Annotated in this window: 16 protein-coding genes and 1 tRNA gene; 12 read left to right on the top strand and 5 right to left on the bottom strand. The window is 71.5% G+C overall.

What is annotated here, in order from left to right; genetic code table 11:
• Positions 1-13 precede the first annotated feature (13 nt).
• A complete protein-coding gene (locus tag HED23_RS21840; RefSeq protein ID WP_203185073.1) occupies positions 14-2,758 on the top strand; it encodes a Tat pathway signal sequence domain protein in 2,745 nt (914 codons plus the stop codon).
• 44 nt (positions 2,759-2,802) lie between these two features.
• On the opposite strand, the gene HED23_RS21835 is transcribed toward HED23_RS21840, so the two are convergent.
• Positions 2,803-5,202, bottom strand: coding sequence for an SCO7613 C-terminal domain-containing membrane protein (locus HED23_RS21835; protein ID WP_238442073.1), 2,400 nt, complete (start codon positions 5,200-5,202; stop codon positions 2,803-2,805).
• 115 nt (positions 5,203-5,317) lie between these two features.
• Between HED23_RS21835 and HED23_RS21830 the strand changes: the two genes are divergently transcribed.
• A tRNA-Val gene (locus HED23_RS21830) sits at positions 5,318-5,389 on the top strand.
• 61 nt (positions 5,390-5,450) lie between these two features.
• On the opposite strand, the gene HED23_RS21825 is transcribed toward HED23_RS21830, so the two are convergent.
• A complete protein-coding gene (locus HED23_RS21825; protein WP_203185071.1) occupies positions 5,451-6,176 on the bottom strand; it encodes a 3'-5' exonuclease in 726 nt (241 codons plus the stop codon).
• 194 nt (positions 6,177-6,370) lie between these two features.
• Here HED23_RS21825 and HED23_RS21820 point away from each other — a divergent pair, with 194 nt between their 5' ends.
• The 3 genes from HED23_RS21820 (at position 6,371) to thrS (ending at position 10,281) form a co-directional block, all read left to right on the top strand.
• Positions 6,371-6,967, top strand: coding sequence for a DUF4365 domain-containing protein (locus HED23_RS21820; RefSeq protein WP_203185070.1), 597 nt, complete (start codon positions 6,371-6,373; stop codon positions 6,965-6,967).
• Complete coding sequence (locus HED23_RS21815) at positions 6,967-8,205, top strand: hypothetical protein (RefSeq protein WP_203185069.1); 1,239 nt, start codon at positions 6,967-6,969, stop codon at positions 8,203-8,205. The genes HED23_RS21820 and HED23_RS21815 overlap by 1 nt, the downstream gene beginning before the upstream one ends.
• Before the next feature lie 99 nt (positions 8,206-8,304).
• Entirely contained in the window at positions 8,305-10,281 is a 1,977-nt protein-coding gene (thrS, locus tag HED23_RS21810) for a threonine--tRNA ligase (RefSeq protein WP_203185068.1), read from the top strand.
• 36 nt (positions 10,282-10,317) lie between these two features.
• Here thrS and HED23_RS21805 read toward each other — a convergent pair whose 3' ends face one another.
• Positions 10,318-10,995: a potassium channel family protein gene (locus HED23_RS21805; RefSeq protein ID WP_203185067.1), complete on the bottom strand. Its 678-nt coding sequence runs from the start codon at positions 10,993-10,995 to the stop codon at positions 10,318-10,320.
• Between the two features lie 66 nt (positions 10,996-11,061).
• Between HED23_RS21805 and HED23_RS21800 the strand changes: the two genes are divergently transcribed.
• The gene (locus tag HED23_RS21800) at positions 11,062-11,634 is read left to right on the top strand and encodes an HIT family protein (RefSeq protein ID WP_203185066.1); all 573 of its coding nucleotides are present in this window, start codon (positions 11,062-11,064) and stop codon (positions 11,632-11,634) included.
• A gap of 37 nt (positions 11,635-11,671) precedes the next feature.
• Here HED23_RS21800 and HED23_RS21795 read toward each other — a convergent pair whose 3' ends face one another.
• A complete protein-coding gene (locus tag HED23_RS21795) occupies positions 11,672-13,342 on the bottom strand; it encodes a hypothetical protein (RefSeq protein WP_203187589.1) in 1,671 nt (556 codons plus the stop codon).
• Between the two features lie 156 nt (positions 13,343-13,498).
• Entirely contained in the window at positions 13,499-15,724 is a 2,226-nt protein-coding gene (locus HED23_RS21790) for an elongation factor G-like protein EF-G2 (protein WP_203185065.1), read from the bottom strand.
• Between the two features lie 276 nt (positions 15,725-16,000).
• On the opposite strand from HED23_RS21790, the gene pgsA reads away from it, so the two are divergent.
• The 6 genes from pgsA to pdxT all read left to right on the top strand — a co-directional run bounded on the left by pgsA (position 16,001) and on the right by pdxT (position 21,322).
• The gene (gene pgsA, locus HED23_RS21785) at positions 16,001-16,687 is read left to right on the top strand and encodes a phosphatidylinositol phosphate synthase (RefSeq protein WP_203187588.1); all 687 of its coding nucleotides are present in this window, start codon (positions 16,001-16,003) and stop codon (positions 16,685-16,687) included.
• Positions 16,684-17,607, top strand: coding sequence for a phosphatidylinositol mannoside acyltransferase (locus tag HED23_RS21780; RefSeq protein WP_203185064.1), 924 nt, complete (start codon positions 16,684-16,686; stop codon positions 17,605-17,607). Before pgsA ends, HED23_RS21780 begins: the two co-directional genes overlap by 4 nt.
• On the top strand, positions 17,604-18,764 hold the full coding sequence (locus HED23_RS21775) for a glycosyltransferase family 4 protein (protein WP_203185063.1): 1,161 nt from the start codon (positions 17,604-17,606) through the stop codon (positions 18,762-18,764). Before HED23_RS21780 ends, HED23_RS21775 begins: the two co-directional genes overlap by 4 nt.
• A gap of 165 nt (positions 18,765-18,929) precedes the next feature.
• The gene (locus HED23_RS21770; protein ID WP_203185062.1) at positions 18,930-19,475 is read left to right on the top strand and encodes a hypothetical protein; all 546 of its coding nucleotides are present in this window, start codon (positions 18,930-18,932) and stop codon (positions 19,473-19,475) included.
• Positions 19,476-19,762: 287 nt separating this feature from the next.
• Positions 19,763-20,683, top strand: coding sequence for a pyridoxal 5'-phosphate synthase lyase subunit PdxS (gene pdxS / locus HED23_RS21765; protein ID WP_203185061.1), 921 nt, complete (start codon positions 19,763-19,765; stop codon positions 20,681-20,683).
• Positions 20,684-20,689: 6 nt separating this feature from the next.
• Complete coding sequence (gene pdxT, locus HED23_RS21760; RefSeq protein WP_203185060.1) at positions 20,690-21,322, top strand: pyridoxal 5'-phosphate synthase glutaminase subunit PdxT; 633 nt, start codon at positions 20,690-20,692, stop codon at positions 21,320-21,322.
• Positions 21,323-21,354 lie beyond the last annotated feature (32 nt).

Below are 21,354 nucleotides of genomic sequence, written 5' to 3'. Positions count from 1 at the left end.
GAGAGGCACAACCATGTCCAGGATGCCCCGCAGAACGCTCCTGAAGGCCGCGGCAGCGGCCGGTGCGGCCGCACAGCTCAGCTGGTCCTTCGGCGCAGCTCCCGCGTCGGCGGCCCGGAACGCGGAGCACAGCGACGGACCCGTCACCCTGACCTGGCTGGAGTCCGGCGGCCTCGGCGCGGCCCCCGGCTCGACGCTCGGTGTGCCCTGGCCCAAGGGGCAGTACGCCGAGGACCAGACGTTCGCGCTGTCCACGGAGGACGGCAAGGACGTCCCCGTACAGACCTGGCCCATCGGCTACTGGCCGGACGGCTCGCTCAAGTGGACCGCGCACGCCGTGGGCCCCGAGGCCACCGCCAAGAAGTTCTCCCTCGCGGCCGGCGCACCGGCCGCGCCGTCGAAGAAGGTCACGGCGGTCCGCAAGGGCGGCACGATCACCGTCTCCACCGGGGTGATCACCGCCGAGCTCGGGACGAACGGCTCCGCCCTCGTCAAGACCGTCACCCGCGGCTCCACCGAGATCGCCCGCGACGGCCGGCTCGTCCTCGTACGCCAGGGCGAGATCGAGGACGGCGACCAGGGCAACGAGAAGTACGAACGCTTCGAGAGCGTCATCGAGGAGGCCGCGGTCGAACAGGACGGACCCGTCCGGGCCGTCGTCCGCATCGACGGCAGACACCGCAAGGGCTCCCGGTCCTGGATGCCGTTCTCCGTGCGCCTCTACTTCTACGCGGGCGCCGACTCCTTCCGCATGGTGCACACCATCACCTACGACGGCACCCAGGAACCCGGCAAGGCGAGCGGCGACTTCGTCCGAGGCCTCGGCGTCCGCTTCACCGTGCCCATGCGTGACGCGGCCTACGACCGGCACATCCGCATCGGCGGCGACGGCACCGGGCTGCTGCGCGAAGCCGTCAAGGGCATCACCGGCCTGCGCCGCGACCCCGGGGTGGCCGTACGAGAGGCACAGTTCGCCGGCCAGAAGCTTCCCGACCCGGCCACCTGGGACCAGCGGGTCACCACCCGGCTCCAGTACATCCCCGAATGGGGCGACTACACCCTCTCCCAGCTCTCCGCCGACGGCTTCGGCCTGCGCAAGCGCACGAAGAAGGGGCACGGCTGGATCGGCGCGGGCGGCGGCAGGAGGGCCTCCGGATTCGGCTACGTCGGCGGCCCCAGCGGCGGATTCTCCTTCGGCCTGCGCGACTTCTGGGAGAAGCACCCCGCCCAGCTCGACATCCGCGACGCGCACACCGACGAGGCCGAGGTCACCCTCTGGCTCTGGTCGCCCGAAGCCCAGCCCATGGACCTGCGCTTCTACCACGACGGCATGGAACAGGACACCTACCCCGAACAGCTCGAAGGCCTCAACATCACGTACGAGGACTACGAGCCCGGCTTCGGCACCCCGTACGGCATCGCGCGTACCAGCGAACTCCTCTTCTGGGCCAACGAATCCACCCCCGCCCCCGAGGAACTCGCCCAGCAGGTCGACGCCGTACGCACACCGCCCCAGCTGGCCGCCCCGCCCCGGCAGCTCGTCAAGGCGAAGGTCTTCGGCGGCCTGTTCGCCGAACCCGACCGCTCCACCGCCGCCAAATCGAAGATCGAGGACCACCTGGACTTCCTCTTCACGTACTACAAGGACCAGGTGGAGATGCGCCGCTGGTACGGCTTCTGGGACTACGGCGACATCATGCACAGCTACGACCCGACCCGTCACCAGTGGTGCTACGACGTCGGCGGCTACGCCTGGGACAACTCCGAACTCTCGCCAGACCTCTGGCTCTGGTACGCCTACATGCGCTCCGGCCGCGCCGACATCTACCGCTTCGCCGAGGCCATGACCCGGCACACCGGCGAGGTCGACGTCTACCACCTCGGCAAATGGGCGGGGCTCGGCACCCGTCACGGCGTCCAGCACTACGCCGACAGCGCCAAGCAGCAGCGCATCGCCAACACCACCTACCGGCGCATGTTCTACTTCCTCACCGCCGACGAACGCGTCGGTGACCTCATGCACGCCAACGTCGACTCCGACGAGACCTTCCTGGCCCTCGACCCCATCCGCAAGATCCGCACCGAGCCCTACACCCCGGACCGCCACGCGCTGTCCATCGGCTTCGGCACGGACTGGAGCGGCCTCGTCTCCGCCTGGCTCACCGAGTGGGAACGGCGCGGGCCCAAGTGGGAGAAGGCCAGGGACAGGGTCCTGTCCACCATGGAGACCATCGCCGCCCAGCCCAACGGCTTCGTGCAGGGCGTCGGCCTCTACGACCTGGACACCGGGAAGTTCGCGATAGCCGAGAAGCCCGCTGTCGGAGTCTCCCACCTGTCGGCCATGTTCGGCCTGGTCGAGCTCAACGCCGAACTCATCGACATGATCGACATGCCGGCGTTCGAGGCCGCCTGGATCGACTACTGCCGCTACTTCAACGCGACCAAGGCCGAACAGGCCGCCCGCTACGGCAGCAACTTCGGCACCCTGCTGCTCTTCCAGGGCCACTCGCGCCAGGACGCCTACGCCGCCGTACGGACCGGCGACGTCACCCTGGCCACCCGGGCGTGGAAGCAGTTCTACAGCAGCGCCGACACCTGGGACTACAAGGAGAGCACCGACTGGAGCACCAAGAAGATCGAAGGGCCCACCGGGCCCGTACCGGGCAGCGAAGCGGCCTGGGTCAGCACCAACACCACCGCCCTGTACGGCCTGGCGGCCATCCAGAACCTCGCGCTCGTCGGCGACAAGATGCCATAGGACCTCTTCTCCGTACCGCGCGGGACCGATCCGGACGGAAGCCCCTAACGCATCCGGCCGAAGCTCTCCCGCACCCGGCGCGCGTCGCGCAGCCGCTGCTCGTAGGTCGCACCGACCGCGAGCAGCAGCAGCCCGGCGAGCGCCGGGGGTGCCCAGCGCGGGAGCGCGTCGAAGACCTGGACCACATGAGGGGCCAGCTCGTGCAGCGCGTCCAGCGCCAGGACCGCACCGCCCAGCACCAGGGGCGCCCGCAGCCGCAGGCGGGCGCCCACCAGCGTGACCGCCAGTGCCGCGACCCCCAGCAGCAGCGGCCGCAGCCAGTGCGGATCGCCCCAGGCGACCACGAGGCTCGGCACCATCGTCATGGACAGGGCGGGACCGTACGCGACCCAGGAGGAAGCGGCCGGATCCCTGCGGCGACGCAGATGACCCACCGCGAACGCCGCCACCGACACGGGCAGCGTGTACGCCTCGGGGTCCGTCACCCCTGAAGCCGCCAGCCGCACCCACGCCGCCGCCACGAACAGCGCCGCCGCCGGATACCCCGCCGTGCGGCGACGCTCGGGCCGCAGCGCCGTGGCAGCGGCCAGCACCCCGCACAGTCCCAGCACCAGCGCCAGGAACGGCGCGTCCGTCACCGCGAGAGCCACGGCGACCAGAGCCGCGAAAGCCCCCGCGAGTTCGACCGCGACCGCCACCACGGGCGTCCGCAATCGAGCCCCGAGGACCACCGTCGCCGCCGTGACCACCAGGACCAGCGGGGCCGTGTGCGGGGCGCTCCACCCCAGTGAGGCCCCCGCGGCGGAGGCCAGGGCGATCGCGCACAGCACCGAGGCGCAGGCGAGCACCGACCGCACCGCGGGCACCCGGGAGCAGGCCGCCGAGCCGGCGAACAGCACCGCCAGGGTTCCGGCCACCGCGTACGTCGCGGGCTCCGCGGCCAGCCCGAGCAGTCCCACGCTCGCGGCACCGACCGCCGCGCACACCAGACAGGTCACCGCGACCGCGTCGGCCCCGCGACGCACCACGAGGGCCAGCAGCGCCGCGACCAGCACCAGCTCCACGCCGACGGCCACCGCGTACGGCGCATCCGCCACCGCGAGCAGCACCGGCACCGCACCCCAGCCCAGGACCGCCCCTCCGGCCGCCGCCGCGACGCGCAGGCCCCTCTCCGGGACGGCCTGCGGCCACCTGACGTGGAGCGCGGCCGACAGGCCCGCCGCGACCACCAGCACCACGGGGGACGAGGACTGCGCCGACCACGGCACCGAGAGCCCCAGCGCGTCCCGGAATCCTTCCGGTGCCCCGGACCACACCCCCGCCGTCACGGACGCCGGCCCCAGCAGCGCGGCGGCCACCACGGGCGCCGCCCACAGCACCGCGCCCGCCACGACCGAGGCCGACGCGCCCAGGATCCCCCACATGACGGGCCGCGGGAGACGGAGCCGCAGCACCACCGACAGGGCCGCACCGCACAGCAGGTACACCACGACCGCCCAGTCCCACGGCAGCCGCGCGGCCGGCACGCCTCCCACCGCGGCAACCGCCGCGAGGCCTCCCACGACGCCCCCGACGACGGCCGTCTCCTTCGGCGCGCGCCACGCCCCCGCCATGGCGACCGCCGCACCGGCCAGCAGCAGCGCGCCCGCGCCCACGGCCCCGAGCACACCGTCGGCCGACAAGGACAGCCCCAGACCCAGGGCCAGCGAGATCAGGCCGGTGAGCACCGCCCCGGCACACGCGGTGACGCGCACCGCGAGTCCCCGGCCCCACAAAGCCACCGCGACATCGGCAGCCGCCGTCAGAAGGAGCGCCCAGCCGAAGCCGGTCGCGCCCGCCCCGGCCGCCCAGGCGGTGAACGCCAGCGGCAGTTGACCCGCCACCACGGCCGCGGGCAGAGGTACCCGCAGACGGCCGAGCAGCAGCCCGTAAAGGGTCCACACCGCCACCAGGACCGCCGAGGCGCCGGCCGTGAACGCGAGTCCGTCCGTCCCGGGCGCCGCGACCGCGTGCAGAGCGACCGAGTCCAGCACCGTCAGCACCAGGGCCAGGGCGGCCACCGCCTCCGCCGTCGACGGCAAGGCGCGGCCCAGCAGCAGCGCGGGCGCCACCAGCGCTCCCGCGGTCACCGCCGCGAGCACCGCCGAACGGCCGGCGATGCCCATCTCACCCCAGCTGAACAGGGTGAAAGCGATCGCCGCGACCGTCAGCAGCAGACCGCCGAGTACCAGCAGGACGTTCTGCGTGCCGTGCGCGGGCGCAGGCGCGGGCGGCACGTACGGCCGGGCGGCCGGCACCGGAGGAGGAGACGGAACGGCCGGCGCACGCAGCACGCTCAGCAGCCAGGCGCGACGGCTGAGCAGCTGTAGCCGACGGGCGTCCAGCCGGGCGAGTTCGTGATCGAGGAGGGTCAATTCCTCTGCGGGCGGCGGCACATGTCTCATGTACGGGAGTGTGGCGGCCGCCACACCCGCGTGCATGGGTTCGGATACTCAGTTCCGCCACTGAGTAGGAGTTTGAACCCAGGGCTCCGAGCCCTGTATGGTTCAACCCGTTCCCGGGCGATTAGCTCAGTGGGAGAGCGCTTCGTTCACACCGAAGAGGTCACTGGTTCGAACCCAGTATCGCCCACCCGGGAAAAGCCGGTCCGTCAGTGCAATCGACGGACCGGCTTTCGCGTACCCGGCCCCGATCAGGCCGCCGCGGGCAGCTCCGGACGCAGCGGCCACGCCGGATCCACGGTCTCCGCAGCACCGTTCTTCTCGAACCAGGCCTGGAGCCCGCGCGCCTGAGCCGCGTGCCACACGGCCTGCAGCGAGTGCACCTCCGCCGGTGACAGCCGCTCCAGCCGGGCGGAGAACCGCCGTCCCACCGCCCGCACCAGCTCGAGCGACGCCGCCGCGTCGGCCGCCGCGTCGTGCGCGCCGTCCAGCGTCACCCCGTACAGCTCGCACAGGTCCGTCAGCGTGCGACGGCCCTTGCGGTAGCGGTCCAGATGCTTGTCCAGCACCCGCGGATCCAGCACGCACAGGGGCTTGTTCCCCAGGTAGCCGGCCAGCGAGGAGGCCCGGTGGCGCCTCAGCTCCCTGTCCAGCAGCGTCAGATCGAACGGCGCGTTCATCACGACCAGCGGCCGTCCCGTCGCGCACTGCTCCGCCAGTGCCCGCGCTATCTCCTCGACGACCGGCGCCGGCCACCGGCCGTTGCGCTGCAGATGGTCGTCGGTCAGGCCGTGGATCTCGGTGGCGCCGGGCGGCACCGGAATCCCCGGGTTGACCAGCCAGCGGGTGACGCGGAGCCGCCCGCCCGCCGTGTCCTGGACGACGAGTGCGGCCGAAACGATCCGGTCCTCCTCGACGTCCACGCCTGTCGTCTCGGTGTCAAAAGCCGCCAGCGGCCCCTCGAACCAATGCATCATCCCCGAACTCCTCGCGCCTGTCCGGCAGATGGCGGGATTCCTCTGCCCGGTTCGGTGATACCCGCACCCTATGCCTGATACGCCGTTTACGGTCCGTCTCCTGCGGTGACAACACAGGAGACGGGTAAGGAAGTTGACCAGCCCGCCAGCGGAGACCGGGCAACCGGTCGGCACAGCCCGGAAGGCACGGAGCCATGGCGCTCGCGCAGCCGAACCCAGGGAGTCCCGCCCGCACCGAGGACCACGGGGGAAAGCCGCCGCAGCAGCGGAGCACACCACTGCGCGGCACACTCGCCACCACCGCCTGCATGGAGACCCTCCAGGTGGGCTACCTCCACGCGGTGGCAGCCGCGGCGGGCTGCTCGCTCTCGCAGCCCTTTCCCGACAACGGCATCGACTGGCACGTCAGCCACGGCGCCCCCGACCACACCGTCGACGACGAAGTGACCATCAAGGTGCAGCTCAAGTGCACCTACCAGATACCCCCGCACCCGCCCGGCCCCGCGTTCTCCTTCACCCTCGACAACGCCCATCTGGTGAAGCTCGCGCGCACCCCCGTGTCGGTGCACAAGATTCTCGTGGTGATGCTCGTGCCCCGCAGCCAGGACGACTGGCTCCGGGCCGGACACGAACGGCTGGACCTGCGGCACTGCTGCTACTGGACGAACCTGGCCGGGCACCCGGTGACGGGCAGGCATCGGACCACCGTGCGGGTCCCGACCTCACGGATCTTCGACGACCGCGCACTCTGCGACATCATGGCCCGAGTCGGGGCGGGAGGGAGACCCTGATGCACCGGTCGACGGACGAGCCCACCGGAGGGACGGTCCCGGCGGGCAGCCGCGCACACCCGTACGCCGACGGCCCGGACCCCGGACAGGTCCCGGACCCCGCCCGCGTCGACCCCTCCGTCCTCCGAGCGCTGCTGCGGCGGCACGGCTGGCAGCGGCGCGGAGGCGCGCAGGGCCGATATAGCCGCTGGGTCCCGCCCGGCCCCGCCGCCGGCACCAGCCTGCTCGTGCCGGACAGCACCGCCTTCCCCGACGGTGAGGACCTGCTCGCCGAGGCCCTCACGGCGCTCACCCGCAGCGCCACGCCCTCGGCCCGCGACATCCTGGTCGCCCTCACCGTGCCCAGCGACGAGATCCGCTGGTGGCGTGACGTCCCCGAAGCCGCCTCGGGGGCTGCCGACTGGACGGGTGCCGACCAGCTGCGGACCGCGGCCCGGCAGATCCTTCTCGCCGGATCCCTCGCCGTGCGCGGCAGGGCGGGCCACCACGGCGCCAGACACCGGCGGAAGGCCCGCAGCGCCCTGGACGGCACCCTCGTAGGGCCGGCGGCCGACGGCCGCAGCCTCACCGCGTTCGTCCCCGTCGACGCGGGACGAGCCGTCGCCGTACAGCTGTACGCGGCGCTGCACGCGGCCCGGGAGGCCGTCGACTACCAGCGGGCCACCGGCGGTATGGACGCGTTCGACGCCGCGGTCGCCGCCGGCGTCAGCCGGGAGCTGACCGAAGCGGTCGTCTCCCTCGTCCGTGGAGCGGAAGGCGCCCGGATCACCCTCGCCTGGGCGCCTGCCGCCGGAACCCCCGAAGGCTGCCCCGCCAGCCCCGAGCCGGTCGAATTCTCCCCTGGCGACCTGCCGGCCCTCCGCCTGGCGGGAGTGCGCTATCTGCAGGACGAGCCCTCCGTACCCGTACGGATCACCGGAGCCGTGGTGCGGCTGCGCCGCTCCGGGCCGCGCGGTCCCGGCGTCGTACGGCTGCGGGTGCTGGCGGGGGCGGAGGTCGCGCACGTACGGATCGAGCTCGACGAGGAGGCCTACCGGATCGCCGGCCACGCCCACCTCGTCGGACTCCCGGTGAGGGTGGAGGGCAGGCTGGAGAGCAGGGGAGGCTTCCGGAGGCTCACCGGTGCCTCGCAGGTCGCGCCCGTCCAGGTGGACGAGGCGGAGCGCGACCGGCTGATGAAGTCGCTCCACGAGAACGTCGACTTCTTCGAGGAGGCCTGTACGGGGGAGGAGGGGTAGCGCGCGGTATCCCTTTCGCGTCCAGGCCCCCCGGCTCGGTACGATTCCTCTTGCGCGCGCCAGAGGAAAGCGCCGCACCCCCTCAGTCAGGAGAGACCGGTGTCAGACGTCCGTGTGATCATCCAACGCGATTCCGAGCGGGAAGAGCGCGTGGTGACGACGGGCACGACGGCCGCCGAGCTCTTCCCCGGGCAGCGCACCGTCGTGGCCGCGCGGGTCGAGGGCGAGCTGCGGGACCTCGCGTACGAGCTCAAGGACGGCGAGGTCGTCGAGCCCGTCGAGATCTCGTCCGAGGACGGCCTGAACATCCTTCGGCACTCCACCGCGCACGTCATGGCACAGGCGGTGCAGGAGCTCTTCCCCGAGGCCAAGCTGGGCATCGGCCCGCCGGTCAAGGACGGCTTCTACTACGACTTCGACGTCGAGCGGCCCTTCACGCCCGAGGACCTCAAGGCCGTCGAGAAGAAGATGCAGGAGATCCAGAAGCGCGGGCAGCGGTTCTCGCGCCGCGTCGTCACCGACGAGGCCGCCCGCGAGGAGCTCGCCGACGAGCCCTACAAGCTGGAGCTCATCGGCATCAAGGGCTCCGCGTCGTCCGACGACGGCGCGGACGTCGAGGTGGGCGGCGGCGAGCTGACCATCTACGACAACCTGGACGCCAAGACCGGCGACCTGTGCTGGAAGGACCTCTGCCGGGGCCCGCACCTGCCCACCACCCGGTTCATCCCCGCGTTCAAGCTCATGCGGAACGCCGCCGCGTACTGGCGCGGCAGCGAGAAGAACCCCATGCTCCAGCGCATCTACGGGACCGCCTGGCCCACCAAGGACGAGCTCAAGGCGCACCTCACGTTCCTGGAGGAGGCCGCCAAGCGCGACCACCGCAAGCTCGGGAACGAGCTGGACCTCTTCTCCTTCCCGGACGAGATCGGCCCCGGTCTCGCGGTCTTCCACCCCAAGGGCGGCGTCATCCGACGTGCCATGGAGGACTACTCGCGGCGCCGCCACGAGGAGGAGGGCTACGAGTTCGTCTACAGCCCGCACGCGACCAAGGGCAAGCTCTTCGAGAAGTCCGGCCACCTGGACTGGTACGCCGACGGCATGTACCCGCCCATGCAGCTCGACGACGGGGTGGACTACTACCTCAAGCCGATGAACTGCCCGATGCACAACCTGATCTTCGACGCGCGCGGCCGTTCGTACCGTGAACTGCCGCTGCGGCTCTTCGAGTTCGGCACCGTGTACCGGTACGAGAAGTCGGGTGTCGTCCACGGGCTGACCCGCTCGCGCGGCTTCACCCAGGACGACGCGCACATCTACTGCACCAAGGAGCAGATGGCGGAGGAGCTGGACCGGACGCTCACGTTCGTCCTGAACCTCCTGCGTGACTACGGCCTCACCGACTTCTACCTGGAGCTCTCCACCAAGGACCCGGAGAAGTTCGTCGGCAGCGACGAGGTCTGGGAGGAGGCCACCGAGACGCTGCGTCAGGTCGCCGAGAAGCAGGGCCTCCCGCTGGTCCCGGACCCGGGCGGCGCCGCGTTCTACGGCCCGAAGATCTCGGTGCAGTGCAAGGACGCCATCGGCCGCACCTGGCAGATGTCGACCGTGCAGCTCGACTTCAATCTGCCGGAGCGCTTCGACCTGGAGTACACCGGCCCGGACGGCACCAAGCAGCGCCCGGTCATGATCCACCGCGCGCTGTTCGGCTCCATCGAGCGCTTCTTCGCGGTGCTGCTCGAGCACTACGCGGGCGCGTTCCCGGTCTGGCTGGCCCCGGTCCAGGCCGTCGGCATCCCGATCGGCGACACCCACATCCCGTACCTCCAGGAGTTCGCCGCCGAGGCGCGCAAGAAGGGGCTGCGGGTCGAGGTCGACGCCTCGTCCGACCGGATGCAGAAGAAGATCCGTAACCACCAGAAGGCCAAGGTCCCGTTCATGATCATCGTCGGCGACGACGACATGAACGCGGGCACGGTGTCCTTCCGCTACCGCGACGGGTCGCAGGAGAACGGCATCGCCCGTGACGAGGCGATCGCCAAGCTCGTGGACGTGGTGGAGCGTCGCGTACAGGTCTGATCCCTGCGGTGCGAGGCCGGTGAGGCCCCCGGAGAGCTACGCGCTCCCCGGGGGCCTCTCCTCGTCCTCCCGGGCGAACACCTGGAGCAGCCACGACGAGAACGACCCGGTCACGGCCCCCAGCAGGGCCAGCCCGCAGGCCATCAGCCCCGCCGCCACGACCCGGCCGCCGACCGTGACCGGTACGGCGTCCCCGTACCCGACCGTCGTGAGCGTCGCGCACGCCCACCACACCGAGTCCCCGAACGTACGGATCGTGGAGCCCGGCGCCCCCTTCTCCTGGTGGTACACCGCGAGGGCCGCGGAGAATCCGAGGAGCACGGTCGTGAGCCCCGCATACGTGATCACCCGGGCGTAGAGGCTCATCCGCGGCTGTTCCCGGCGCTTCTGGACCGCCGTGTAGATCTGGACCACGCGCAGCGGGCGCAACAGCGGCAGCAGGAGGACGACCGTGTCCAGCCAGTGCGTGCGTACGAAACGCTTGCCCTGGCCGCTGAGCCGGAGGCGTACGCCGTAGTCCACGGCGAAGAGCAGCCAGGTGGCGGCGACGAGAGCGAGGGCGATGTCACGCCAGGGCTGGGCACCGAGCGGGGCGAGGACGCGCACCGCGTAGCCGGTGAGGAAGACCAGCGCCGCGGCGAAGAGAGGCACCTCGGTGCGCTGCTCCCAGTCCTTCAGCCGGGCGGGGGCGGGGGCGGCGGGGCGGTCGCTCATGGCGTCAGCATCGCGGTGCGCAGGTGGCGTCGGCCCCGGCGACACGCGCGGTGGGAGTGACGCAATATGCTGACCGGCATGACGAGTGAGCCGGAGCAGCAGATCGGAGTGGGGACGCCCGACGCGTTCCAGCGTCTGTGGACGCCCCACCGGATGGCCTACATCCAGGGTGAGAGCAAGCCGAGCGGCCCGGGAGCCGGGGACGGCTGTCCGTTCTGCGAGATTCCGTCGAAGTCCGATGAGGACGGGCTGATCATCGCGCGCGGTGAGAAGGTCTACGCGGTGCTCAACCTGTACCCGTACAACGGCGGTCACCTGATGGTGGTGCCCTACCGGCACGTGGCCGACTACACCGAGCTCGACGGCCCGGAGACCGCGGAGCTGGCCGACTTCACCAAGCGGGCCATGGTCGCGCTGCGGGCCGCCTCAGGCGCGCACGGCTTCAACATCGGCATGAACCAGGGCGCCGAGGCCGGCGCGGGCATCGCCGCGCACCTCCACCAGCACGTGGTGCCCCGCTGGGGCGGGGACACCAACTTCATGCCGGTCGTCGGCCACACGAAGGTGCTGCCCCAGCTGCTGGGCGACACCCGGACGATGCTGGCCGGCGTGTGGCCGGCCGGGGTGCCGGCCGTCTGAGCGGGATCCTCGCCCGGGGCGGCCGCCCCGGGCGAGGTCACGCGTCGTAGACGTCGGCCTTCTTCGGGGCGGGGTCCTGGACCATGCCGCTGAGGATCATGGAGCGGTTGTCGAAGCGCTCGATGTCGACGCCGTGCTCCTTCAGGACCCGCATCGTCGCGGAGTGGACGACGCGCAGGACCGGGGTGGCGGTCCGCATGGCGTCGTCGGCCATGAACCGGTGCCCCCACGGCTTGGCCGCCCAGGCGTGGCGCAGGCCGAAGGGCTCGGGCAGGACGATCTTGCCGCCCAGGTAGTCGAGCAGCGGCGGATACCAGGTGAGGGGTGCGCGCAGCGCGAGCCTGACGACCTCGCTCGCCTTGACGATCGGCAGCTTGATGCTCCGGGTCTCCCAGAACCGGACGGCCTTCTTGACCGTCTTCGTCGGCGCCTCCGGCTTGGTCAGGAAGAGACCGTGGACCGGGCCCAGGGCGTGCCCGGTCACCTCGATCCGCAGTGTCTCGTGGAGCACGGTGACGGTGATCAGCATCGTGATCACCAGCTGGCCGTCCCAGAGGGTGAACTGGACACCCAGGTAGTGGCGGTCGCCGCTGCCGAACTGCTGGTGGTTGCAGATGCGCTGTATCTCGTGGGGCTTGATCTGGAAGGTGGCGACGTCCTCGCCCTCGGGCCGGGTGACGGAGCCCGCGTTCTCGCCCACCGGGGAGACGATCCAGTGCTTCACGGACGGCGTGGGGAACCCGCCGGTGTTCAGCGGGCCGCGCTCCAGCATCTTCAGCTGGTCGTGGATGGCCCGCACGACGTCCCAGCTGCGGAACTGGTGGATCTCCTTGGAGGGGTCCTCCGGGGTGAGTTCCTCGGCGAGCTGCCAGCTGCCCCAACGGGTACCCATCCCCAGGATGCCCTTGGGGCCCGCGTAGAAGACTGAGTTGGACTGCTGCTCGGCGGAGAGCTTCTCCAGGCCCTGGCGCAGGGCCTCGCGGGCGGTCTCGTTGGGGTTCTTCGGCACGGCCTCGGGGATCTTCGCGCTGACGCCGCTTCCGGAGAGGAGCCCCTCCCAGCGGGCGCGCAGGTCATTGACCGAGGTCTCCGCGATCCGTTTGGCGAGGAGCCAGCCGATCAGCGGGGCGACGGCGGCGGCACGCAGATAGAGGCCCAGGAAGCCGGTGAGCGGCATGGTGATCAGGAAGAAGGCGGCGGCGGCGCCGAGCGCGATGAGCACGACACCGCCAAGCGCCTGGAAGAACTTGTCCTTGGACTTGTTGAGGAAGTCACGCAGCCGGAATGCGAGGACCCAGAGGACCAGGCCGGGCAGGAAGGCGATGCCGAAGACTGCGGTGATCAGGGTGAGTTTCGAGTCGCGCGCCTTGCGCAGCCGGGTGGCGGAGAGGCAGTGCTCGACGACGGTCTGCGGGTCGGAGCCGAAGGACTGGATCAGCGCGGCGCGGCCGCCGCCGAGCATGCGTTCCTGGACGGCACGGGAGAACGCCTCGCCCAGATTCGGCTTGAAGTAGTCGGACTTGAACAGCTTGGACTCGCCCGGTTTCACCTCGGACTTGTGCCATTCGCTGTTGGCCTTGAGGATCTCCGCCACGTCGCTGTCGCGGTACGCGGCGGAGGCGAGGGCGTTGGTCGCCACCGCCTGTCCTCCCGAGCCCTGGAGCGGGATCTGCGCTCCAGGAGAGAAATCGAATCCGTCGTTGGCCACTGTCGCCCCCACTCGCCCGCACGGTCTGCTCCTGCGGCTGTTCCCAACTACCGTACGTCGCACACCTTCTGAGCTGGGCCCACAGAGTACCGTCCGGGCCTCGCGCCCGCCTTCCGGCGAGGCCGGGGGCGGGCGCGAGGCGCCATATCCGGTCAACTAGCTCACCTTTGTGCTGGTTTCCCGTGCTTCGCGGATACGTTCGGCGAGTTGCGGAGGCATCGGTTCATGCCGGGCGTACGCCCGGTCGAACCGGCCGGTCCCGTGCGTCAGGGAGCGGAGGTCGACGGTGTACCTGGCGATCTCCGCCTCCGGAACCTCGGCACGTACGAGCGTTCGCTCACCGGCTTCCTGTTCGGTGCCGACGACCCTGCCGCGCCGCCCCGCGAGATCGCTCATGACGGCCCCCACATAGTCGTCCGGGACCAGGACACCGACCTCCGCGACGGGTTCGAGCAGCTGGATGCGGGTGTCGGCCGCGGCCTCGCGCAGCGCCAGCGCGCCCGCGGTCTGGAACGCGGCGTCGGAGGAGTCCACCGAGTGCGACTTCCCGTCGAGCAGGGTGACGCGCACGTCGACGAGCGGGTGGCCGGCCGCGACACCACGGGCCGCCTGGGCGCGTACGCCCTTCTCCACGGACGCGACGAACTGCCGCGGCACGGAGCCGCCGACCACCTTGTCGACGAACTCGATGCCCGTTCCCGGCGGCAGCGGTTCCACCTCGATCTCACAGATCGCGTACTGCCCGTGGCCACCGGACTGCTTGACGTGCCGGCCCCGGCCGACGGTCCGGGAGGCGAACGTCTCGCGCAGCGGCACGCGATGGGGTTCGGCGTCGACCTGGACGCCGTACCTGCTGCGCAGGCGTTCCAGCGCGACGTCCGTGTGCGCCTCGCCCATGCACCACAGGACGACCTGGTGGGTGTCCTGGTTCTGCTCCAGGCGCATCGTGGGATCCTCGGCCACCAGGCGAGCCAGACCTTGCGAAAGCCTGTCCTCGTCGGCCTTGCTGTGGGCGCGGACCGCCAGTGGGAGCAGCGGGTCGGGCATGGCCCACGGTTCCATCAGCAGCGGGTCGCTGTCCGCCGAGAGGGTGTCCCCGGTCTCCGCCCCGCCCAGCTTGGAGACGCAGGCCAGATCTCCGGCGACGCAGCTGTCGAGAGGGCGCTGCTGCTTGCCGAAGGGAGCGGAGAGGGCGCCGACGCGCACATCTGCCCCGTGGCAGGGGCGCGTCCCCCCTCCCGGTTCGACGAGGCCGCGGCCGCACACGTGCACGGTGTCGTCGGGGCGCAGGGTGCCGGAGAAGACGCGGACGAGCGAGACACGCCCGACGTAGGGGTCGGACGAGGTCTTCACGACCTCGGCCACCAGGGGTGCCGCCGGATCGCAGACCGGGGCGGGGCGCGGGGCGCCGTCGGGAGTGGTGACGGCCGGCACCGCGCGCTCCTCGGGCGAGGGGAAGCCCCGGGTGATCAGGTCGAGGAGCTCCACGGTGCCGATGCCCTGACGCGCGCCCTCAGCGGCGGGCGCGGCGGTGAGGACGGGGTGGAAGGAGCCGCGTGCGACGGCCCGCTCCAGGTCGTCGACGAGGGGCGTGATGCCGATCTCGCCGCCACCGAGGTAGTGGTCCATCAGGCTCTCGTCCTCGCTCTCGGCGATGATCCCCTCGATGAGCCGGTTCCGGGCCTCCTGGAGGGGACCCCGCTGGTCACCGGCCGGTGGTGTCTCCTGACGCTCCCCCGAGGAGTAGTCGAAGATCCGCTGGGTGAGGAGCCCCGTGAGTCCCGTGAGCGGGGCGTGTCCGTCCGGGCCCTCCGGGCCCTGCACCGGCAGGTAGAGGGGGAGCACGGCGTCGGGGTCGTCGTGCCCGAAGATCCGGCCGCAGATCCGGGTCATCTCCTCGAAGGACGTACGCGCGGTGTCCAGGTGCGTGACGACGACGGCCCGTGGCATCCCGACGGCCGCGCACTCCTCCCAGACCGCGCGGGCCGTGCCCGCCACCGCGTCGGCCTCCTGGGCGGCCGAGACGACGAAGAGGGCCGCGTCCGCCGCGCGCAGACCGGCCCTGAGCTCCCCGACGAAGTCCGCGTAGCCGGGGGTGTCCAGCAGATTGATCTTGTAGCCGTCCCATTCGACGGGGACCAGCGAGAGCTGTACCGAACGTCGTCGGCGTTGTTCGATCTCGTCGTGGTCGGAGACGGTGGCGCCGTCCTCGACCCGGCCGGCCCGGTTCAGCGCCCCGGCCGTCAGCGCGAGTGCCTCGACCAGAGTGGTCTTGCCCGAGCCGCTGTGGCCGACCAGCACCACGTTCCGTACGGAAGCGGGCCGGTCGGCCGTCGCTGCCCTGCCGGCGGCTCCGGTGTGCGTGTGTGTCCTGTCACCCATGATGCGTGCCTCCCGATCGGTGGCGCAGTGCCGCAAGAGCTGGGGAGTGGATACACGGGCGGAGGAGAGCCGCCGCGGCGGCTTCGGCGACGCCCGCGGTCATTCGAGCTTTTCACTCGTGCCGGACGTCGTCCATACGTCGCACACGGCGAAGCAGGACTTCCGGGACATCCGGCGGACGGGGTGCCCCGCCATTGCCCGGCACGGCTGGTGACTACGATGGGCCAGCCGGTGGCCGAAGGGGCCGCACGGCGCCCACCGAACCTCGGGAAGGCCATGCTGAACAAGTACGCGCGTGCATTTTTTACGCGTGTCCTCACACCGTTCGCCGCTCTGCTGCTCCGTCTCGGGGTCAGTCCCGACGCGGTCACGCTCGTCGGCACGGCCGGAGTGATGGCAGGTGCGCTGGTCTTCTTCCCGATGGGGGAGTTCTTCTGGGGCACGATCGTGATCACGGTCTTCGTCTTCTCGGACCTGGTCGACGGCAACATGGCCCGGCAGGCCGGGATCTCCAGCCGGTGGGGCGCGTTCCTGGACTCGACGCTCGACAGGGTGGCGGACGGGGCGATCTTCGCCGGGTTCGCGCTCTGGTACGCGGGCAGCGGCGACGACAACGTGCTGTGCGCGGTCGCGATCTTCTGCCTGGCCAGCGGCCAGGTGGTGTCGTACACGAAGGCGCGGGGCGAGTCGATCGGTCTGCCGGTCGCGGTGAACGGACTGGTGGAGCGCGCCGAGCGGCTCGTCATCTCCCTCGTCGCCGCGGGCCTCGCCGGACTCCACGGCTTCGGGGTGCCGGGAATCCAGGTCCTGCTGCCGATCGCCCTGTGGATCGTCGCCGTGGGCAGCCTGGTGACGCTGATCCAGCGGGTGGTCACCGTGCGCAGGGAGTCGGCCGAGGCCGATGCCGCCGCGGCCGCCGCCCAGGGCGGGACGGCGGACCGGGGGAGCGAGGCCGCGCAGTGAGCGGCACCGGATCCGACCTGAGGGGACGGCTCACCGACGGGCTCTACGGTCTCGGCTGGGGGGCGGTCAAGAAGCTCCCCGAACCGGCGGCGGCCGCACTCTTCCGCACTCTCGCCGACCAGGTGTGGAAGCGGCGGGGGAAGTCGGTGCTGCGGCTGGAGTCCAACCTCGCACGGGTGGTGCCCGACGCGGACGCCGCCCGGCTCGCCGAGCTGTCTAAGGCCGGCATGCGCTCGTACATGCGCTACTGGATGGAGTCCTTCCGGCTGCCGACCTGGAGTCCGCAGCGGATCAAGGCGTCCATCGACGTCCGTGACGCCCACCGGCTCACCGAGGGACTGGACGCCGGCCAGGGGGTCGTCCTCGCGCTGCCGCACCTGGGCAACTGGGACCTTGCGGGAGCGTGGGTCACCACGGACCTGAAGGTGCCGTTCACCACGGTCGCCGAGCGGCTCAAGCCGGAGACCCTCTACGACCGGTTCGTGGCCTACCGCCAGGGGCTGGGCATGGAGGTCCTGCCGCACAACGGTGGAGCCGCGTTCGGGACCCTGGCGCGCCGGCTGCGCGAGGGCGGTCTGGTCTGTCTGGTCGCCGACCGGGACCTGTCGGCCTCCGGCGTCGAGGTGGAATTCTTCGGCGCCACCGCGCGCATGCCCGCCGGGCCTGCCCTGCTGGCACAGCAGACAGGTGCGCTGCTGCTGCCCGTCACCCTCTGGTACGACGGCACGCCCGTGATGCGGGCACGCGTCCACCCACCGGTCGCCGTGCCGGAGTCAGGTGACCGCGCGGAGAAGACGTCCGCCATGACACAGGCGCTGGCCGACGCCTTCGCCACCGGGATCGCCGAGCATCCGGAGGACTGGCACATGCTGCAGCGACTCTGGCTCTCCGATCTGGACCCCCAGGGGGAAGCTCCGTGAAGATCGGCATCGTCTGCCCGTACTCCTGGGACGTTCCGGGCGGGGTGCAGTTCCACATCCGGGACCTGGCCGAGCACCTGATCCGCCTCGGCCACGACGTCTCGGTGCTCGCGCCCGCCGACGAGGAGACGCCGCTTCCGCCGTACGTCGTGTCCGCGGGCCGGGCCGTGCCCGTCCCGTACAACGGCTCGGTCGCCCGGCTGAACTTCGGGTTCCTGTCCGCCGCGCGGGTCCGGCGCTGGCTGAACGACGGCACCTTCGACGTCATCCACATCCACGAGCCCACCTCGCCCTCGCTGGGCCTGCTCACCTGCTGGGCGGCGCAGGGGCCGATCGTGGCCACCTTCCACACGTCCAACCCGCGCTCCAGGGCCATGATCGCGGCGTATCCGATCCTCCAGCCGGCGCTGGAGAAGATCAGCGCGCGGATCGCGGTGAGCGAGTACGCGCGGCGGACCCTGGTCGAGCACCTCGGCGGGGACGCCGTGGTCATCCCCAACGGCGTCGACGTGGAATTCTTCGCCCGGGCCGAGCCGAAGGACGAGTGGCAGGGCGGCACGCTCGGCTTCATAGGGCGGATCGACGAGCCGCGCAAGGGGCTGCCCGTGCTGATGAGGGCGCTCCCCGCGATCCTCGCCGCCCGCCCGGAGACCCGGCTGCTGGTCGCGGGACGCGGTGACGAGGAGGAGGCGGTCGCATCGCTGCCCGAGGAGCTGCGCTCGCGCGTCCAGTTCCTCGGCATGGTGAGCGACGAGGACAAGGCACGGCTGCTGCGCAGCGTCGACGTCTACGTCGCCCCGAACACCGGTGGTGAGAGCTTCGGCATCATCCTGGTCGAGGCCCTGTCGGCGGGAGCACCCGTCCTCGCCAGCGATCTGGACGCCTTCGCGCAGGTGCTCGACCAGGGCGCCGCCGGTGACCTGTTCGCCAACGAGGACGCGGACGCGCTGGCCTCGGCCGCGATCCGGCTGCTGGGCGACCCGGAGCGGCGCGAGGGACTGCGGGAGCGGGGCAGCGCGCATGTGCGCCGCTTCGACTGGACGACGGTCGGCGCGGACATCCTCGGGGTGTACGAGACGGTGACGGAGGGGGCCGCGTCCGTGGACACCGACGAACGCACGGGGCTCCGCGCGCGCTTCGGCCTCGCCAGGGACTGAGCGGGGGGCCGGGTCCGTATCCCGGGCCGTGCGACCGCCTTGCGCCGGGTCCGTACGCCCGGGTCCTGCGCCGGCCTCACGCCGGGACCGTACGCCCCGCCGTAGCCGGGTCCGGTGCGTACCGGCGGGCCGGGCCGGCTCCCTCCGACGGTAGCCTTGCCGTCCGTGATCGAAATCCTCATCTGGACCGTCGTCGCGCTCTTCGCGATCGGCCTGTATCTCAGCTGGACCGCAGGGCGGCTCGACCGGCTCCACGCCCGTATCGACGCGGCCCGGGCCGCGCTGGACGCCCAGTTGCTGCGTCGCGCCTCGGTCACCCAGGAACTGGCCACGTCCGGAGTCCTCGACCCCGCCGCGTCGATCGTGCTGTACGAGGCGGCGCACGCGGCACGGCAGGCCGAGGAGGAGCAGCGCGAGGTCGCCGAGAGCGAGCTGAGCACCGCCCTGCGGGCAGTGTTCGGCGAGGCGGCGCAGGTCGAAGCGGTGAAGGAGTTCCCGGGCGGCGAGGACGCGGCGAGGGAACTGGCCGCCGCCGTGCGCCGCGTGCCGATGGCGCGCCGCTTCCACAACGACGCGGTGCGGGCAGCCCGCGCGCTGCGCAGGCACCGGACGGTTCGGCTGTTCCGGCTCGCGGGCCACGCCCCGTTCCCGCTCGCGTTCGAGATGGACGACGAGCCCCCGGTCGCCCTGGCCGACCGGCCCGGCAGCTGAGGGCGGCCGGGCCACGCGCCGGCGGGCCGGGCCGGGCCGGTAGCGGGCATCGGGGACGGACCGGGCCCGCAGCACGGGGGACGGCCCGGCGCCGGCAGCGGCATGACGGAGCGGGCCGACGGCTGGGAGCGGACCGGCCCGGCAGCACGGGGGCGGGCCGGCCCGAGCGGCCGGAGGTGTGCGGAACGGTCCACGGGGTGTTCATTGGCCCTTGCTGTGGACTGCTTCCGGAGCGTTTGCTCGGGGCTGCAGTATCCAGCTCCTTTCCACCCCAGTGAGGTCGATCCGTGTCCACGCTTCCCAGCACCCCGCAGTCCACCGAGACCCCGGCCACCGGCACCGCCCGCGTCAAGCGGGGCATGGCCGAGCAGCTCAAGGGCGGCGTGATCATGGACGTCGTCAACGCCGAGCAGGCGAAGATCGCCGAGGACGCGGGTGCAGTGGCCGTCATGGCCCTGGAGCGGGTGCCGGCCGACATCCGCAAGGACGGCGGCGTGGCCCGGATGTCCGACCCCGACATGATCGAAGAGATCATCGAGGCCGTCTCCATCCCCGTCATGGCCAAGTCCCGCATCGGCCACTTCGTCGAGGCCCAGGTGCTCCAGTCCCTCGGCGTCGACTACATCGACGAGTCCGAGGTCCTCACCCCGGCCGACGAGGTCAACCACAGCGACAAGTTCGCCTTCACCACTCCCTTCGTCTGCGGTGCCACCAACCTCGGTGAGGCCCTGCGCCGCATCGCCGAGGGGGCCGCGATGATCCGCTCGAAGGGCGAGGCCGGCACGGGCAACGTGGTCGAGGCCGTCCGCCACCTGCGCCAGATCAAGAACGAGATCGCCCGGCTCCGCGGCTACGACAACAACGAGCTGTACGCCGCGGCCAAGGAGCTCCGCGCCCCCTACGAGCTGGTCAAGGAGGTCTCCGAGCTCGGCCGGCTGCCCGTCGTCCTGTTCTCGGCCGGTGGCGTCGCCACCCCCGCGGACGCGGCGCTGATGCGCCAGCTCGGTGCCGAGGGCGTCTTCGTCGGCTCCGGCATCTTCAAGTCCGGCGACCCGGCCAAGCGCGCCGCCGCCATCGTGAAGGCCACCACCTTCTACGACGACCCGAAGATCATCGCGGATGCCTCCCGCAACCTCGGCGAGGCCATGGTCGGCATCAACTGCGACACGCTGCCCGAGGGCGAGCGCTACGCCAACCGCGGCTGGTAAGCACCGATGACCGACACCCCTGTCATCGGAGTCCTGGCTCTCCAGGGCGACGTACGGGAACACCTGATCGCCCTGGCCACGGCGGACGCCGTGGCCAGGCCGGTCAGGCGGCCCGAGGAGCTCGCCGAGGTCGACGGGCTCGTCATACCCGGCGGCGAGTCCACCACGATGTCCAAACTGGCCGTCCTCTTCGGCATGCTCGAACCCCTGCGCGAGCGGGTGGCAGCCGGGATGCCGGTCTACGGCACCTGCGCCGGGATGATCCTGCTCGCCGACAAGATCCTCGACCCTTCCCCAAGCTCTCAACTCCGTTCGAGCGGGGGATACCCCATTTCCGGTCAGGAGACGGTCGGCGGCATCGACATGATCGTGCGCCGTAACGCTTTCGGGCGGCAGAACGAGTCCTTCGAGGCGGCGGTCGAGGTCGCCGGGGTACCCGGCGGCCCCGTCGACGGCGTCTTCATCCGGGCTCCCTGGGTGGAGTCGGTCGGCGCCCGCGCGGAGGTCGTCGCGGTGCACGGCGGGCATATCGTCGCCGTACGCCAGGGAAACGCCCTGGCCACCTCGTTCCACCCGGAACTGACCGGCGACCACCGTGTGCACGCGCTCTTCACCGACATGGTGCGCTCCGTGACCTGATCCGGCCCCGGTAGGATCTCTCGGGTTCGGAT

The sequence above is a fragment of the Streptomyces pratensis genome (genome assembly GCF_016804005.1).
GTDB lineage: Bacteria > Actinomycetota > Actinomycetes > Streptomycetales > Streptomycetaceae > Streptomyces > Streptomyces pratensis_A.
The sequence above is the reverse complement of the archived record's forward strand: the minus strand, read 5'-3'. Positions and strand labels throughout refer to the sequence as shown.

Bases quoted from the DNA above. Each gene is read 5' to 3' on its own strand.
- HED23_RS21840 (WP_203185073.1), top strand. From the start codon at position 14: ATGTCCAGGATGCCCCGCAGAACGCTCCTGAAGGCCGCGGCAGCGGCC.
- HED23_RS21835 (WP_238442073.1), bottom strand. From the start codon at position 5,202: ATGAGACATGTGCCGCCGCCCGCAGAGGAATTGACCCTCCTCGATCAC.
- HED23_RS21825 (WP_203185071.1), bottom strand. From the start codon at position 6,176: ATGATGCATTGGTTCGAGGGGCCGCTGGCGGCTTTTGACACCGAGACG.
- HED23_RS21820 (WP_203185070.1), top strand. From the start codon at position 6,371: ATGGCGCTCGCGCAGCCGAACCCAGGGAGTCCCGCCCGCACCGAGGAC.
- HED23_RS21815 (WP_203185069.1), top strand. From the start codon at position 6,967: ATGCACCGGTCGACGGACGAGCCCACCGGAGGGACGGTCCCGGCGGGC.
- HED23_RS21805 (WP_203185067.1), bottom strand. From the start codon at position 10,995: ATGAGCGACCGCCCCGCCGCCCCCGCCCCCGCCCGGCTGAAGGACTGG.
- HED23_RS21800 (WP_203185066.1), top strand. From the start codon at position 11,062: ATGCTGACCGGCATGACGAGTGAGCCGGAGCAGCAGATCGGAGTGGGG.
- HED23_RS21790 (WP_203185065.1), bottom strand. From the start codon at position 15,724: ATGGGTGACAGGACACACACGCACACCGGAGCCGCCGGCAGGGCAGCG.
- pgsA (WP_203187588.1), top strand. From the start codon at position 16,001: ATGCTGAACAAGTACGCGCGTGCATTTTTTACGCGTGTCCTCACACCG.
- pdxT (WP_203185060.1), top strand. From the start codon at position 20,690: ATGACCGACACCCCTGTCATCGGAGTCCTGGCTCTCCAGGGCGACGTA.